Origin of the sequence: Isoptericola haloaureus (assembly GCF_036689775.1) — a bacterium.
Taxonomy (GTDB): Bacteria; Actinomycetota; Actinomycetes; order Actinomycetales; family Cellulomonadaceae; genus Isoptericola; species Isoptericola haloaureus.
Genome location: NZ_JBAGLP010000107.1, coordinates 1 through 16,169 on the forward strand (window position 1 = coordinate 1; position 16,169 = coordinate 16,169).

Consider the following 16,169-nt stretch of genomic DNA (forward strand, 5'->3'; position numbering starts at 1 on the left):
TGGCCAGACCAAACAAACTAGCAAAACTAGCTGTCCAATCTAGTCCAAAGGAACCAATGAAGGTTCAAAATTTGGCATTGACTATCAAGCACACTGTTGAGTTCTCAAACAACCGACACACACCATCCAAGACCGGAACAACCCGTCCCGACCCCGTCCGGGGCAACCCTTCAACCTTACCCGAACCGATCCGCCCTGTCCAGTCCGCTCTGCGAACCGTGGGCGACCTGCTCGAGGTCCAGCCCCTCCCGAATCCGGGGCGCACGAAACGCCCTGTCCGTTCGAGGAGAGTTTCAGCCCCGGCGGCCACCTCGCGGTGTCCGTTCCCTGTCGGGCTGACGTCAGAGAACATTACACGGCTTGGGCACCGAGTCCAACTCCTGACGGGGTGACCCGGCGCACAGTGCCCTGCCGGCCCGTCGTCGCAGGTCGCACCGCCTGCCCCCGACCGCGGAACGACGCCGTCCGCGCTAGGTTCGCAGCGTGACCGCACCATCCGTCGTCGTCCGTCCCGCCCGTCCCGACGAGGCCGCCGAGCTCGCCTGGCTCGCCGCCCTGACGTTCCCCCTCGCGTGCCCACCGGGGACCTCCACGGCCACCATGGCCCGGCACATCGCCGAGCACCTGTCGCCGGAGCGCTTCCGAGCGTGGAGCCGCGACCCCGGCTGCGCGCTGCTCGTGGCCGACGGAGGCGAGTCTCCCGCCGGCTACGTGCTGCTGCTGCGGGGCGAGCCGGACGGGGACGCCGAGCGGGACGTTCTGCGGTCCACGGTCGGGCCCGGTCCCTACGTCGAGCTGTCGAAGATCTACGTCCACCCTGCTCGTCAGGGAGACGGCACGGCGAACGCGCTGATGGCCGCAGCCGTCCGGACGGCTGACGAGATCGCACCCGATCGTCCGTTCTGGCTCGGCACCAACGGGGACAACCTGCGAGCCCAGGCCTTCTACCGCAAGCACGGGTTCACCGTCGTCGGCAGCCGCACCTACGACGTCGGGGGTGTGCAGCACGACGACGTGGTCATGCTGCACACCCCCTGAACCGCGACCACGCCGCACCGACGTCGCGCCACGGAGCGCAGCGAGCGCCTCGGCTTCTCGCCACCCGCCGAACGGGGGTGGAGAAGCCGAGGCGCTCGATCCGCCGTGACGACCGCAGGTCAGTCCACGACCAGGGTCCAGTGGTCCGGCGACGACGCCGGCTCATGGCCCCGGGTGCGCTGGAGCGCTTCGAAGGAGTCCCCCTCGAAGAGCACCACGTCGCCCTCGGTGAAGATCCGCGACTCGGTCCACACCGCCGAACCGTCCTCGGTCGCGACGATCTCCTGCCACGGACCGTTGGCCCGTTCACCGGGTGTCTTGTCCGAGGACGGGCGCGCGGCCTCCCAGACCGAGCCGTCCAGGACGACGCGGTCGCCCCCGTCGTACCGGACCTCCGGCTCCCAGCTCGGGTAGCAGGGCTCGTTCGCATCGCCCTTGGTCCAGGTCCACGAGTCCGCATTCTTCGTGGGTGACGGCTTGTCGGTCAGGATGTAGCCCTCCGAGGGCGTGGCCACCACCGTCACACCGCCGTCGTTCTTGCGGGTCTCGACGTACTCGACCCCCTCGACGACCGGGAACGGTGCACCCGTGATGTTGGCCGGACCGCACTGGTCCGTCCACGTCGGGCGTTCGGGCGTCACCTCGACCAACGGCTCGACACCGACGCCGTCACCGACGAACTCGAACATGTTGATGTTCGCGATGAAGTGGCTGCCGTCGGCGCGGAACACGAGGCTCAGGGTGAACGGGCCCTCCGGCGTCTGCTCGACAGGAGCGTCGAACCACTCGTAGGCCTGGAAGCCACCGGTCCCGGTGATCTCCGTGCTTCCGAGCAGCGCGCCGTCCGCAGACCCCGCACGCATCTCCAGCGTGCCACCGACCGTGCTCGTCGCGAGCCGGAAGCGCAGGCTGTCGATGCCCTCCAGGTTGACATCCGAGTACTGCAGCTCGTACCCGTCGCGGATGTAGCCGATGTTCTGGCCCCCGCCGAGCGGGTCACCGGCCTCCTCGTACCGCACGTCCTCCTGCGGATCGTGGTGCTCCGCCTGGATCAGGGTGGGCTGCAGGCGGACCGACTCCGTGACCGCCGCCAGGCTGGGTGCCTCGGCGTCGTGCCCGCCGCGCACGTAGTCGACCTCGAGCTCGTACCGGAGCCGGTCGTCCGTGGTGTGCTCGTCGGGCAGGACCATCGGGACCGTCCCGAAGCACCCGGCCACCGGGTCTCCGGCGTGCACGTGGTCGCCGTCGGTGACCACGAGCCGCGACCGGACGTCGCGGCAGTCGACCTCGACGCTGTCGTCGACGGTGACCTCGAACGGGATCGTGTCGCCGAAAGCCACCACACCCCCGACGGGCGGCTCGCCGACCTCGATCGACGGCGGCGTCCCCGTCGGCGCGGCGAAGGTCAGCGTCCGCCACGGCTCGACGTTGCCGGCGACGTCGGTCGACCGGTACCGGACGACGTGCTCACCCCCGCCCGTGACGAGGACGGGTCCGTCGTCGGCGACCGGTGCCCCACCGTCGAGCACGTACTCCGTGGAGCCGACGCCCGACGTCGCGTCCTCGGCCACGAGACCGACCTCGACGTCCCCCGTGAAGGCCCCGTCGGCGACGACGCCCTGCGGGTCCGCCTCGGTGGTCGGTGCCGTGCCGTCCACACGGACCTGCAGGGACTCCCTGTTGGACGTGTCCCCGTCACGCACGGCGCGGTAGGTCACGTCGTGGACGCCGTCCTCGGCCAGCTCGAGCGGTCCGGAGTAGTCCTGCCAGTCCCCGCCGTCGAGCCGGTACTCGACCGCGTCGCCCGCGGCCGTGTCGAGGGTGACCGTCACCGGGCCGGTGTACCAGCCGTCGGCTCCGTCCGGATCGGCGGGGTCGACCGCCGCGGTCGGCACCTCGACGACCTCGGGCCGGCCGCCGGCCGCACCCTCGCCGACGAGGTCGAACCAGTTGAGGTTGAGCAGGTAGCCGGAACCCCCACGAAACGACAGGACCAGGTCGAACGTGCCGTCGGGCGCGTCGACCTCGGTCTCGACGAACTCCCAGCTCTGGAAGCCGCCGGTGTCCGACACCTGAGCGGTGCCGAGCAGCGGTCCGTCCACCGAGTCCTGACGGACCTCGATCCTGCTGCCGTCGCTGGACGCTGCCACGCGGAACCTCATCGCGTCGATGTTCGCGAAGTGGAAGTCCTCGTAGACCATCGAGCTGCCGTCGGTGATGAAGCCCATGTTGAGCAGCCCGCCCTCGGGGTCCTCGGTCTCCTCCGACCGCACGCCGTCACCGATGTCGTAGTGCTCGGCCTGCTTGCGGCTCGGCTGCATCGCGACGACGTCGCGCCCCTCGAGCGGGGCCACGGTGCCCTCCGGCGAACCGCCGTCGGTGTACCGGGCCTCGAGGGCGTACGTGATGCGGTCGGTGTCGACGTGGCCGCCGTCGGGCTCCAGGACGAACGACCCCTCGCAGCCCGTGGTGGCCTGCATCGGGTGCCCGTGGTCGTCGTGACCCAGGATGAGCTCGACGTCGACCTCGGCGCAGTCGATGTCACCGGTGCTCGTCGACCCGTCCTCGACGTCGTCCACGCCGATGGCGAAGTCGACGGTGTCGCCGTAGGTGAACACGGCACCGTTCGCCGGCCACTGGATCTCGACGTCCGGCTCGGTGTTGCCGACGGCGATGGTGACGTTGGCGGTTCCCGTCCGCTCCTGCGCGTCGGTCACCGTCAGGATCGCGGTGAAGTCGCCCTCCTCCGTGTACTCGTGGGTCGGGTTCTCCTCCGTCGACGTCGCACCGTCCCCGAAGTCCCAGGAGTAGGTCAGGTCACCGCCCTGGGGGTGGGACGTGCCTGCGCTGGAGAACTCGACGGTCAGCGGGACCCCGCCGGAGCGCGGCGTGGCCGAGACGTTGGCGATCGGGTTCGTGTTGCCGCCGGTGTAGTCGATGCGTACCACCTGCGAGTCGGCGTTGTTGCCGCCGAACCCGGAACCCCACTCGATGCCGTACAGAGCGCCGTCGTGGGCGCCGAAGACGAGCTCGTGCGGACGGGTCATCTCGATGGCGCCGTCGAGCATCGGGACGACGTCGAGCAGCTCCTTGTCCCCGCCGAGGTGCGTCTCGTAGAGCCGGTTCTGGCCCCACTCGTAGAAGATCGGCACCCCGTCGTAGTACTCGGGCCACTGGCGCTCCGACTCGAGGGTGGGGTCGTACTGGTACGCCGGGCCGCCCATCGGGGCACCGCTGCGTCCCACCACGGGGTGGGACAGCAGCCGCCCGTACTCGACCTGCGGGTCGATGCTCGGCGGCAGCTCCTGCAGACCCGTGTTGTTCGGCGAGTCGTTGACGGGCGCCTCGCAGTCGAACTCCTCCCCGGCGGTCCCGGTCGCGTAGTCGTAGTCGACGTAGGCGCCGGTCCCGTGGCAGTACGGCCAGCCGTAGTTGCCGGGCTGGGTCATGATGTTCCACTCGACCCGTCCGTCGATGCCCTTCTCCGGGTCGGGAGCGTTGGCGTCCGGACCGTAGTCGGCCAGGTACACGGTCGAGTCCACCGGGTCCACGGAGAAGCGGAACGGGTTGCGCAGACCCATCGCGTAGATCTCGGGCCGGACGAGATCGGAGTCCCGCCCTGCGGCCCACTCGGTGTCGATCAGATTCCCCTCGGGAACCGTGTAACCACCGTCGTCCGTCGGGGTGATGCGCAACAGCTTGCCGCGCAGGTCGTTCGTGTTGGCGGAGCTGCGCTGGGCGTCGAACGCCTCGTTGCCCTCACGCTCGTCGATCGGGGCGTAACCACCCGGGTCGCCGCCCGGCGAGGTGTCGTCTCCCGTGGAGATCCACAGATCACCCTCGGGCCCGAAGTCCAGGTGGCCGCCGGAGTGGCAGCACTCCTGCCGCTGGTGGGGGAACTCGAGCACGACGGACTCGGACGACATGTTCAGGGTGTCGCCCTCCATCGTGAACCGCGACAGACGCTGCACCGGTGCAGGCACGTCGTCGGAGTCCGGGGTGTAGAAGAGGTAGACCCAGCCGTTCGTGGCGAAGTCGGGGTCGAGCTCGATGCCGAGAAGACCGTTCTCCTGGGCGTCGTGCACCGCCAGGGCGCCGGCTGTGGAGGTCGTGCTGTCCTCGGGGTCGATCACCCGGATCTGGCCGGCGCGCTCGATGAAGATCACGCGACCGTCCGGAGCGACCTGGAGGCCCATGGGGCTGGCGACGTCGTCGTCCAGCACGACCTTCTGGTAGTTGGAGTGCTTCGTCCCGCCGCAGTCGTTCTCGACGAGCCCGGCGCTCCACAGGAGCCCGCCCTCGAGGTGTCCGACGAAGAGATCCTCCGAGAAGCTCTCGTCGGTGTGGCCACCGCCGGTGTACCAGGATCGACCGCCGTCGTAGTACTGGCACCACGCGATGGGGTGGTCCTCCCCCATGGCGCCGCCACCCGCGTCGTACGTGGACTCGTCGAGCGTGGCGAGGACGTGCACGTCCCCGCGGGGGTTCTCCTGGAAGTTGTACCACTCGTCGAACCGGGTCCAGACCTCCGGGAGCTGCTCCGTCGACGGGTGACTGCGGTCTGCCACGTGGACGTCCGCCGTCTGCTGCTCCGGGTGCCCCGAGAAGTAGGCGCCGACGAGGCCGCCGTACCAGGGCCAGGTGTACTCGGTGTCGCTCGCGGCGTGGATACCCATGTACCCGCCGCCGGAGCGGATGTAGTCCTCGAAAGCCGCCTGCTGGGTGTCGTCCAGCACGTCACCGGTGGTGGACAGGAAGACGACAGCGTCGAAGTGGTCCAGGTTCTCCGGGGTGAACGCCGCGGAGTCCTCGGTGGACTCGTAGGTCATGCCGTTCGCCGTGGCGAGCTGTTCGACGGCGGCGACACCGGTCGGGATCGACGAGTGACGGAAGTCCGCCGTCTTCGAGAAGATCATGATGTGCGGGTCCTCGTGGGCACTGGCGGGTACCGCCACGAGGCCGACGAGGGAGACCGTGGCCGCCGCGACGGCGGCAAGCGCTCTCCGAACAGGTACAGGGATTCGCATGGCATCTCTCCATCGAGAAGTGGGATCAGATCGTCCTGATCGCCCCGACACATGCTCGGGGCTGTGCACCGACGCGCAGCGCGCATCGGAAGGCCTCGTGGGGTCGGCGGGGAGCCGACCCCACGAGGCGTTCGACCCTGCGGGTCAGTCCTTGGAGGAGAAGGCCGCGTCGAAGGCCGCGTCCGGGGCGTCGAACGCGAGCCGGCGCACGAAGGCGAGGCCCTCGGGCGCCCCGACGAGACGGTCCATCCCGGCGTCCTCCCACTCGACCGAGAGCGGTCCGTCGTACCCGATGGCGTTGAGCATCCGGAACGAGTCCTCCCACGGCACGTCGCCGTGGCCGGTCGAGATGAAGTCCCAGCCGCGCCGCGGGTCCGCCCACGCCAGGTGCGACGAGAGCCGTCCGTTGCGGCCGTTGAGGCGCTTCTTCGTGTCCTTGCAGTGCGCGTGGTAGATGCGGTCCTGGAAGTCCCAGAGGAAGCCCACGGGGTCGACGTCCTGCCAGACCATGTGGCTCGGGTCCCAGTTCAGGCCGAACGACTCCCGGTGCCCGATCGCCTCGAGCGTGCGCCGGGTGGTCCAGTAGTCGTAGGCGATCTCGCTCGGGTGGACCTCGAGGGCGAACCGCACGCCGACCTCCTCGAAGACGTCGAGGATCGGGTTCCAGCGGTCGGCGAAGTCCTGGTAGCCGGCCTCGACCATGTCCGCCGGCACCGGCGGGAACATCGCGACGGTCTTCCAGATCGAGGAGCCGGTGAACCCGACGACGGTGCGCACACCGAGCTTCGCGGCCATGCGCGCGGTGTCCTTCATCGCCTCGGCGGCCCGCTGTCGGACGCCCTCCGGGTCGCCGTCGCCCCACACCTCCGGCGAGAGGATCTCCTCGTGCCGCCGGTCGATCGGGTCGTCGCAGACCGCCTGACCCGTGAGGTGGTTGGAGATCGCGACGATCTGCAGGCCGTGCCGCGCCATGAGGTCCTTGCGGCCCTGGACGTACTCGGCGTCGTCCCACCGGGTGACGTCGAGATGGTCGCCCCAGCAGCACAGCTCCAGGCCGTCGTAGCCCCAGCCGGACGCCAGCTCCGCCAGCTCCTCCAGCGGCAGGTCGGCCCACTGACCGGTGAACAGGCTGATCGGTCGTGTCATCGTTCTTCCTCTCGTTCGTCAACGTCGGCCGGGCACCCGGCGCGGCGGGTCCTCGCCGACAACCTCGGCAGGGGGTGTGCGCCGGGGAACAGGGCCTCCGGCGCACACCCCGGTCCTGGTGGCGCGCACCTCCTGGACGGTCTCGATCCGATCAGGCCAGGTCGATCCAGCGGTGCTTGTCGGACGCGCTGCGCTCGACGGCGTCGAGGACGCGCTGCACGGCGAGCCCCTCGGCGAACGACGGCGCAGGCTCCTCGCCGGCTGCGAGCGCTCCCACCAGATCGACGACCTGGTGGGTGAAGGCGTGCTCGTAGCCCAGGCCGTGGCCCGGGGGCCACCAGGCCGCCACGAAGGGGTGCTCGGCCTCGGTGACCACGATCCTCCGGAACCCTGCCGTCGCCGGCGGCTCGGTCGCGTCGAAGAAGTGCAGGACGTTCATGTCCTCGAAGTCGAAGGCCAGCGATCCCGCGGATCCGTTGATCTCGATGCGGATCGCGTTCTTGCGGCCGTTGGCGTAGCGCGTGGCCTCGTAGCTGGCCATGGCCCCGCCGGACATGCGGCCGAAGAAGACGGCGGCGTCGTCGACGGTCACCGGACCGGTCTCCGTGCCCGCCGTGCCGGACAGTCCGGAGAACTCGGTGGCCACCGGCCGCTCGGGCACGAAGGTCTCGAGCATCCCGGAGACGCCGGTGAGCCGCTCACCGGTGATGAACTGGGTGAGATCGACGACGTGCGCACCGATGTCGCCGAGCGCACCCGACCCTGCCTTGTCCTTCTGCAGGCGCCAGTTCAGCGGTGTCGACGCGTCCGACAGCCAGTCCTGCAGGTACTGCGCCCGCACGTGGCGGATCTGACCGAGTCGGCCGTCGGCGACGAGCTGGCGCGCGAGCTGGATGGCGGGGACACGCCGGTAGGTGAAACCCACCATGGCGTGCACGCCGTGCTGCGCCGCGCGGTCCGCTGCCGCCACCATCTGCTCGGCCTCGGCGACCGAGTTGGCCAGCGGCTTCTCGCACAGCACGTGCTTGCCGGCGTCGAGCGCCGCGACGGCGATCTCGGCGTGGGTGTTGCCCGGTGTGCAGATGTCGATGAGGTCGATGTCGTCCCGCTCGAGCAAGCGACGCCAGTCCGTCTCGGAGGACTGCCATCCGAGCCGGTCCGCGGCCGCCGCGACCTTCTCCGGGTCCCTGCCGGCGACCGCCGTCATCTCCGTGCGCAGCGGCAGGTCGAAGAAGCGGGGGGCGGTGCGCCACGCGTGGGAGTGCGCCGCGCCCATGAACGAGTAGCCGACCATGCCGACGCCGAGGCGAGCGCCGTCTGCTGCAGCCATTGGTGTGTCCTTTCTGTCCTCGTGCGGCTCGAGCCACCACGAGGGCGGACGAGTCCGCGGCGGCGGGGCGTGTCACGCCCCGCCGCCGTGGTGTGGGTCGACCGGGTCAGGTCAGGAACGGAACCCGATGCCCATGTACTGGTCGACGTTGTCCGCCGTGACCACCGGGGCGAAGAGCTGCACGGTGCGCGGGACGGCCGCGGAGGCCAGGTCGGACATGTTCTTGTCCTGCGCGATCAGGCGGGCGAGCTTGATGCCGTCGGCCGCCTGGGTCGACGGGTAGACGACCGTGGCCTGCAGCACGGTGTCACCGGACTGGATGTGCTCCATCACGTCGAGCGAGCCGGCGCCGCCGACCATGAAGAACTCGTCGCGACCGGCGTTCTCGATCGCCTGCAGGACGCCGACACCCTGGTCGTCGTCGTGGTTCCAGATGGCGTCGATCTCGGGAGCCGCCTGCAGGAGGTTGGCGGTCACCTGCTCACCGCTCTGGACGGTGAACTCCGCGGAGACCTGGTTGTCGACGTCGAGGCCGCAGTCGGACAGCGCGTCGGCGAAGCCCTGCGACCGGTCCTGCGTCAGCGGCAGCGAGGCGATGCCCTGGATCTCGGCGATGACCGCGTCGGGCTGGTCGCCGAGCTGCTCGCAGATGTAGGTGCCGGCGCTGACGCCCATGCCGTAGTTGTCGCCGAGCACGGTGGTGCGGGCGGCGAACGGGCTGGTGAACTCGCGGTCGACGTTGACGACCGGGATGCCGGCCTCCATCGCCTCGATCGCGACGTCGGTCAGCGCGGCGCCGTCGAACGGCAGGAGCACGATGGCGTCCACGCCGTCGGCGATGAACGTCTCGATCTGGCTGATCTGGACGTTGACGTCGTTCGTGCCCTCGGCGACGCGGAGCTCGACGTCCTCGTAGTTGTCGGCCTCGGCCTCGGCGGCGGAGGTGATCGCACCCATCCAGCCGTGGTCGGCGGCGGGGGCGGAGAAGCCGATCGTGACGGTCTCCCCCGGCTCGTCGTTGGCGGTGCCGGCGGCCCCGCCCTCGGAGCTCATCTCCTCGGAGGAGTCGGTGCCCTCCTCCTCGGCAGGCTCGTTGCTGACGCAACCGGCCAGCAGGGCAGCCGAGGCGGCCAGGGCGAGCGGTGCCGCGATGAGACGACGGCGCATGGTTCGTGCGGACATGATCATCCTCGATTCGGTCCGGGTACTGACGTGTACTTGCAGGACAGGTAGGGGTCGGTGGGACAGGTCGGGGTCAACTGGACTTGGAGCGGCCGGCGAACCGCTGCTGGAGCAGCACGGCGGCGACGATGATCGCGCCGCGGGCGATCTGCTGCACCGAGCTGTCGACGTTGTTGATGATGAAGACGTTCTGCAGGGTCGCGAAGATGAGGACGCCGATGATCGTGCCGATGATCGTGCCGCGCCCACCGGCGAGCAGGGTGCCGCCGACGACGACCATGGCAATCACGTCGAGCTCCATCAGGAGACCGTTGGTGGACGACCCCGCTCCGGTCCGGGCGAGCATCATCACACCGCCGATGCCGGCCGCCAGGCCCGAGAAGCCGTAGACGTAGAGCAGGTGGCGCTTGACGTTGATGCCGGCGAGCCGGGCCGCTTCCCGGTTGCCGCCGATGGCCACCGTGCGGCGCCCGAAGGTGGTCCGGTTGAGCAGGAACCAGCCGGCGATGGCGACGACGACGAAGATCCAGACGATCTTCGGCACGCCGAGCAGGTCACCCTGGAAGGTGCTCTCGAACGACGGCTGGTCGACGATCTGCGTGCGCCGGTTGGCGATGAGCTCGGCGAGCCCGCGGGCCGCGACCAGCATCGCCAGCGTGGCGATGAACGCCACCACGTTGCCGTAGGCGATGATCACGCCGTTGACCAGCCCGGCGGCGAGGCCGACCAGGAGCGCGCAGCCGACCATGACGATCCAGCCGTACTGGTCGGCCATGGTCTGCGTGGCCAGGGTCGAGGCCCACACGGTGGTCAGGCCGAGCACGGAGCCGACCGACAGGTCGATGCCGCCGGTGGTGATGACGAAGGTCATGCCGATCGCCAGCACGCCGGTCACCGACGCGAGGCTGAGCACGATCATGAGGTTCTGCACGCTGGCGAACCGGTCGCCGCCGGTGAGCAGCCCGACCAGGCACAGCAGGACCAGGGCGGCGACCAGACCGAGGTTCCGGACCGTCGTTCCCGAGAGCCCCAGGCGGGAGCGGGAGCTCTCCTTGTGGTTCGTGGGGGTTTCTGTCGCCGAACTCGACGGCGTCTGCTGCTCGCTCACGCGGCACTTCCTTCCATGACCATGTCGAGCACCTGGTGCTCGTCGATCGACTCGGCGGACCCTTCGTGCACGACCTGTCCGTCGGAGATGACGAGGACACGGTCGGCGAGGCCCAGAACTTCGGGGATCTCGCTGGAGACGACCAGCACGGCGGTGCCGGCGTCGGCGAGCCGTCGTACCAGGTCGTAGATCTCGGACCTCGCGCCGACGTCGACGCCGCGGGTCGGTTCGTCGAGCAGCAGCACCTCGCAGCCGTGGACCAGCCAGCGGGCGAGCATCGCCTTCTGCTGGTTTCCGCCGGAGAGGGTGCGGATGGCGCGGTCGACGTCCGGCGGCCGCAGGTCCAGGGCCTTCGCCTGCTCTTCGGCAGCGGCCTTCTCCGCCTTCTCGTCGAGCCAGCCGCCCCGGGCGGTCCGCGCGAAGGAGGACAGGGTGATGTTGCGGTAGACGGGCTCGTCGAGCAGCAGCCCCTGGCTCTTGCGCTCCTCGGGTGCGAGGCCGATGTCGGCGGCCACGGCCGCCCCCACGGAACCGCGGCGGAGCCTCTTGCCGTCCAGCTCCACGCGGCCGTGCGTGGCCCGGCGCGCGCCGTAGATCGTCTCGAGGATCTCGGAGCGCCCCGAGCCGACCAGACCGGCCAGGCCGACGATCTCCCCGGCACGGATGGACAGGCTCACGTCGGAGAAGACGCCCGCCAGCGAGAGGTTCTCGACCTGGAGCCGCAACGGGGCGTCGTCCGGCACGCCGGGGCGCTCGGGGAAGGAGTACTCCATCGACTTGCCGGTCATGAGCTTGATGAGCTCGTCCGTCGGCGTGGTCGCCACGTCGAGGTTGCGCCCCACCGTCACGCCGTCCTTGAGCACGGTGATCCGGTCGCCGATCCGGCGGATCTCCTCGAGCCGGTGCGAGATGTAGACGATGGCGACGCCCTGCTCGGTGAGCTCGGCGACGACGCGGAAGAGGTTGTCCACCTCGCCCGAGTCCAGGACGGCCGACGGTTCGTCCATGACGATCACGCGCACGTCGCGCGACAGCGCACGGGCCATCGACACGATCTGCTTGCCCGCGGCGGAGAGCGACCCGACCTCGCGGTGCGGCGAGATCTCGGGGTGCCCGAGCCGGGCCATGAGCTCTCGGGTCCGCTGCGCGGCGAAGCGGCGCTTGGTGAACCCGGCCGAGGCCAGCTCGTGACCGAGGAAGATGTTCTCGGCGACGGTCAGACCGTCGACGACGTCCAGCTCCTGGTACATCGTGGCCACGCCGTGCTCGAGCGCGGCGTCGGGGTGCGGGATGGCGATCTCTTCGCCGTCGAATCGGATGGTGCCGGACGTGGGCTGGTGGGCCCCGGCCAGCACCTTGATGAGCGTGGACTTGCCGGCACCGTTCTGCCCGAGCAGACAGTGCACCTCGCCGGCACGGACGTCGAGGTCCACACCGTCGAGGGCCTTGGCGCCCGGGAAGTGCTTGACGATCCCTTGCATCTGCAGCAGCGGCGCTGCGGGGTCTTCTGTGACCATGCGACGACTCTAAGGGCAACTTCTGTTCGTCGTCAATCATAAGTTCCGGTACTTTCGGATCGTTACCCCGCTGTGATGCAGTACGGGTTGACACATGCGACGGAGACGAGAGGCGTGGTTGACTGTGCTTATGGAAGGGTTGGCGAAGTTTCCCCCGCGCCCGACAGGGGCCGGAGCGATGTTTCAGCTGTTCCGGGACGGTCGACCCCGCACACGTGCATCCCTGGTCGCGGCCACGGGACAGTCACGGTCCACCGTCGCCGCGCGCATCGACGCGCTGCGCGCCGTCGGGCTGCTCGCCCCCGCGGGCGAGGCCTCGAGCACCGGCGGTCGCCCGCCGTCCACCTTCGCTTTCGACCCGACCTCGCGGATCGTGCTCGGCGTGGACCTCGGCGCCTCGCACGCACGGCTCGCGATCACCGACCTCGCCGGAGAGCCCATCGGCGTGCTCCAGGAGCCCCTGTCGATCGCCGACGGCCCGACGCACGTGCTCGACTGGGTCGCCGAAGCGGGTTCCAAGGTCATCGCGCAGGCCGGTCGGCGGGTCGACGAGCTCGCCGGCATCGGCATCGGGCTCCCCGGACCCGTGGACCACACCACCGGCCGACCGGTGAACCCGCCGATCATGCCCGGCTGGGACGGCACGGACGTCCCGGCCGAGCTCTTCGCCCGGCTCAGGGCCCCCGTCCTCGTCGACAACGACGTGAACATCATGGCGCTGGGCGAGCACCGCACGGTGTGCGCCTCGGTCGACGACCTGCTGTTCGTCAAGGTCGCGACCGGCATCGGGGCCGGCGTCATCATGGACGGCGAGCTGCGGCGCGGTGCCCAGGGCGCCGCCGGCGACCTCGGTCACATCACCGTGCCGCGCGGTTCGGACATCCCCTGCCGGTGCGGGAACACCGGGTGCCTCGAGGCGGTGGCCGGTGGCGCCGCCCTCGTGGCGGACCTGCGGGCCCGCGGCGCGGACGTCAGCAGCACCAGCGACGTCGTGGACCTCGTGCGTGCCGGGGACGTCGCGGCAGGCCAGGCGGTCCGCCAGGCCGGCCGCGACATCGGCAGCGTGCTGGCGGCGTCCGTGAGCCTGCTCAACCCGGCGCGCATCGTCATCGGCGGCATCCTGTCCGACGCCGGTGAGCACCTCATGGCCGGCATCCGCGAGATCGTCTACCAGCGCTCCCTGCCCCTGGCGACCCAGCACCTGCGGATCGCCACCACCGGCGCCGGCGCGCAGGCCGGCGTCGTCGGCGCCGCGTTCCTCGTCACCGAGCAGTACCTCGCGGCACCGTCGATCGACGCCCTCATCGCCTCGGCCGAGAGCGCCTGAGACCCACCGCGGTCCAGCAGGGCGGCCCGGGCCCCTTCACTCGCCCAGCGCCTCCGGACCGCCGGTCAGCAACGCCGTGAACCGCTCCTCGTCGAGGACCGGCACGCCGAGCTGCTCGGCCTTGGCCGCCTTGGAGCCGGCCTTCTCCCCCGCCACGACGTAGTCGGTCTTCTTCGAGACCGACCCCGCGGCCTTGCCGCCGGCCTGGAGGATGGCCTCTTTGGCGCCGTCGCGCGAGTAGCCCTCCAACGAGCCCGTGACGACGACCGTCAGCCCGGCGAGCGGGCCGGTGGGTTCGTCGGTGGCCCGCTCGGCCATCGCCGCCGGTCCGGGGTGCCCCGGGGTCGAGAAGCGGACGCCGGCACGGGCCCAGGTGTCGACGATCTCGCGGTGCCAGTCGACGTCGAACCAGGCCTGGACCTCGTCGGCGATCACCGGACCGACGCCCTCCACGGCGGCGAGGTCCTCCCGGGAGGCCTCCCGGACGGCGTCGAGGGAGCCGAACCAGTCCGCGAGCGCCCGGGCCGCCACCGGCCCGACGTGCCGGATGTTCAGGGAGACCAGGATCCGCCAGAGATCCTTGGTCCTCGCCCGCTCGAGCTCGTCGAGGAGCTTGGTGGCCTGGGCGTTGGGCTCGTACAGCGACTCCCCCGCCTCGACGGCTGCTCGTTCGTCGGCCTTGGACAGCTTGCGCTTCTTCTGGAACGGCCGCACGGCCTTGACCGTCTGGACGGAACCGTCCGGCATCTCGTACTCGGCCGACTCCCCCCGACCGTCCCACTCCTTCGGCAGGCCCGTCTCGGAGTCCCGCACGACGGCCCGGATCGGCGCGAGCTCGTCGAGCGTGAGGTCGAACAGCCGCGCCTCGGTGCGCAGCGGCGGTTCGCTCGGCTCCAGCGGCTGCGTCAACGCCGCCGCGGTGACCTCGCCGAGCGCGTCGACGTCGAGCCCGCCACGGGAACCGATGTGCTCGACGCGCCCGCGCACCTGCGCCGGGCAGGACTCGGCGTTCGGGCACCGCAGGTCGACGTCGCCCTCCTTCATCGGCCGCAGCGGCGTGCCGCACTCGGGGCACCGCTCGGGCATGACGAAGTCCTCGCGGGGGTAGCCGTCGTCGGCCAGCGCCGTGACCGGACCGAGGATCTCGGGAATGACGTCACCCGCCTTGCGCAGCACCACCATGTCGCCGATCCGCACACCCTTGGCCCTGACGACGTCCTGGTTGTGCAGGGTGGCCTGCCGCACCGTGGAGCCGGCCACCAGGACGGGATCCATGACGGCGTACGGCGTGGCCCGACCGGTCCGCCCGACGCCGACCTGGATGGCCAGCAGGCGGGTGTTCACCTCCTCGGGCGGGTACTTGTAGGCCGTCGCCCAGCGCGGCGCGCGGCTGGTGGCGCCCAGGAGGCGCTGGTCCGCCAGGGCGTCGACCTTCACCACGATGCCGTCCAGCTCGTGCTCGATGTCGTGGCGGTGCTCGCCGAAGTGGTCGATCATCTCGAGCACCGCGTCGACGCCCTCCACGACCCGGTTGTGCGGCGAGATCGGGATGCCCCACCGCGCGAAGAGGTCGTAGGCGTCCGAGAGGTTGGCCAGCTCCTCGCGCCGCCCTTCCGTCCACTGCAGCGCGCCGACGCCGTGGGCGTACAGGCGCAGCGCCTCGATCCGGGCGAGCCCCGCCTCGTGCTCGAGCCCGGTCTTCTTGTCCAGGAGCTGACGCAGCCCGCCGGCGGCGGCGTTGCGCGGGTTGGCGAACTGGGGGAAGCGGCGCAGCGCGGCCACGCGGGCGCGCTCCTCGTCGAACCCGCGGGTGGCCGCACGCTCCCGCGCCTCGCCGACGGCACGGTCCCGCAGCTCGACCTGCAGCTCGTTGAGGCGGGCGAAGGACGCCGTCGGGATGAACACCTCCCCGCGGATCTCGACGACGTCCGGGTGCTCGTCACCGTCGAGGCGGTGGGGGATCTGTGCGATGCGCAGCGCGTTGGCGGTGATGTCCTCACCCGTGCGACCGTCCCCGCGGGTGGCGGCGCGGACCAGGCGTCCCTGCTCGTACAGCAGCGCGATCGCCAGGCCGTCGATCTTGACCTCCGACAGGTAGCCGACGGCGCCGCCGGGCACGTCGAGGTCGCGGGCGACCCGGGCGTCCCAGGCGCGCAGCTCGTCCGTGCTGAACACGTTGTCGAGCGAGAGCATCGGCTCGAGGTGGTCGACGTTCGCGAACGCGGCCGAGGCCTGCCCACCCACGCGCTGGGTCGGCGAGTCCGGCCGGCGCAGCGCCGGATGGGCGGCCTCGAGCGCTTCGAGCTCGTGCATCCGCGCGTCGTACGCGGCGTCGGACACCTTCGGGGCGTCGTGCTGGTAGTAGGCGGCCTGGTCCTCCTCGACGAGGGCGACGAGCTCGGCCCAGCGGCGCTGGGCCGAGCTCTCGTCGAGCGCGGACGGGTCGACGGCGCGGTCGGTGTCGGTCACGCCCCCATCTTGCCGTGGGACACCC

Annotated in this window: 9 protein-coding genes; 2 read left to right on the plus strand and 7 right to left on the minus strand. The window is 70.5% G+C overall.

The features are described 5' to 3' along the window. Window positions 1-483 precede the first annotated feature (483 nt). Window positions 484-1,038, plus strand: coding sequence for a GNAT family N-acetyltransferase (locus tag V5O49_RS03315; protein WP_332900989.1), 555 nt, complete (start codon window positions 484-486; stop codon window positions 1,036-1,038). Between the two features lie 119 nt (window positions 1,039-1,157). Here the strand turns inward: V5O49_RS03315 and V5O49_RS03320 are convergent, their stop codons facing one another. From V5O49_RS03320 to V5O49_RS03345, 6 genes are all read right to left on the minus strand, one after another. Then, window positions 1,158-5,954: a ThuA domain-containing protein gene (locus tag V5O49_RS03320; protein ID WP_332900990.1), complete on the minus strand. Its 4,797-nt coding sequence runs from the start codon at window positions 5,952-5,954 to the stop codon at window positions 1,158-1,160. A 255-nt stretch (window positions 5,955-6,209) separates the two neighbouring features. Further along, window positions 6,210-7,211: a sugar phosphate isomerase/epimerase family protein gene (locus tag V5O49_RS03325; RefSeq protein WP_332900991.1), complete on the minus strand. Its 1,002-nt coding sequence runs from the start codon at window positions 7,209-7,211 to the stop codon at window positions 6,210-6,212. Window positions 7,212-7,362: 151 nt separating this feature from the next. Next, window positions 7,363-8,541: a Gfo/Idh/MocA family protein gene (locus tag V5O49_RS03330; protein WP_332900992.1), complete on the minus strand. Its 1,179-nt coding sequence runs from the start codon at window positions 8,539-8,541 to the stop codon at window positions 7,363-7,365. A gap of 111 nt (window positions 8,542-8,652) precedes the next feature. Beyond that, window positions 8,653-9,723 (minus strand): substrate-binding domain-containing protein, encoded by a 1,071-nt coding sequence (locus V5O49_RS03335; protein WP_332900993.1) that lies wholly within the window; start codon window positions 9,721-9,723, stop codon window positions 8,653-8,655. Window positions 9,724-9,796: 73 nt separating this feature from the next. Further along, window positions 9,797-10,831, minus strand: a complete 1,035-nt coding sequence (locus V5O49_RS03340; RefSeq protein ID WP_405001133.1) for an ABC transporter permease — start codon at window positions 10,829-10,831, stop codon at window positions 9,797-9,799. After that, window positions 10,828-12,348: a sugar ABC transporter ATP-binding protein gene (locus V5O49_RS03345; protein ID WP_278234990.1), complete on the minus strand. Its 1,521-nt coding sequence runs from the start codon at window positions 12,346-12,348 to the stop codon at window positions 10,828-10,830. Before V5O49_RS03345 ends, V5O49_RS03340 begins: the two co-directional genes overlap by 4 nt. Before the next feature lie 178 nt (window positions 12,349-12,526). Between V5O49_RS03345 and V5O49_RS03350 the strand changes: the two genes are divergently transcribed. After that, window positions 12,527-13,675, plus strand: coding sequence for an ROK family protein (locus V5O49_RS03350; protein WP_332900994.1), 1,149 nt, complete (start codon window positions 12,527-12,529; stop codon window positions 13,673-13,675). Between the two features lie 36 nt (window positions 13,676-13,711). Here the strand turns inward: V5O49_RS03350 and ligA are convergent, their stop codons facing one another. Further along, window positions 13,712-16,144, minus strand: coding sequence for an NAD-dependent DNA ligase LigA (ligA, locus tag V5O49_RS03355; RefSeq protein ID WP_332900995.1), 2,433 nt, complete (start codon window positions 16,142-16,144; stop codon window positions 13,712-13,714). Window positions 16,145-16,169 lie beyond the last annotated feature (25 nt).

Bases quoted from the DNA above. Each gene is read 5' to 3' on its own strand.
- V5O49_RS03320 (WP_332900990.1), bottom strand. From the start codon at position 5,954: ATGATCTTCTCGAAGACGGCGGACTTCCGTCACTCGTCGATCCCGACC.
- V5O49_RS03325 (WP_332900991.1), bottom strand. From the start codon at position 7,211: ATGACACGACCGATCAGCCTGTTCACCGGTCAGTGGGCCGACCTGCCG.
- V5O49_RS03330 (WP_332900992.1), bottom strand. From the start codon at position 8,541: ATGGCTGCAGCAGACGGCGCTCGCCTCGGCGTCGGCATGGTCGGCTAC.
- V5O49_RS03335 (WP_332900993.1), bottom strand. From the start codon at position 9,723: ATGTCCGCACGAACCATGCGCCGTCGTCTCATCGCGGCACCGCTCGCC.
- V5O49_RS03345 (WP_278234990.1), bottom strand. From the start codon at position 12,348: ATGGTCACAGAAGACCCCGCAGCGCCGCTGCTGCAGATGCAAGGGATC.
- V5O49_RS03350 (WP_332900994.1), top strand. From the start codon at position 12,527: ATGTTTCAGCTGTTCCGGGACGGTCGACCCCGCACACGTGCATCCCTG.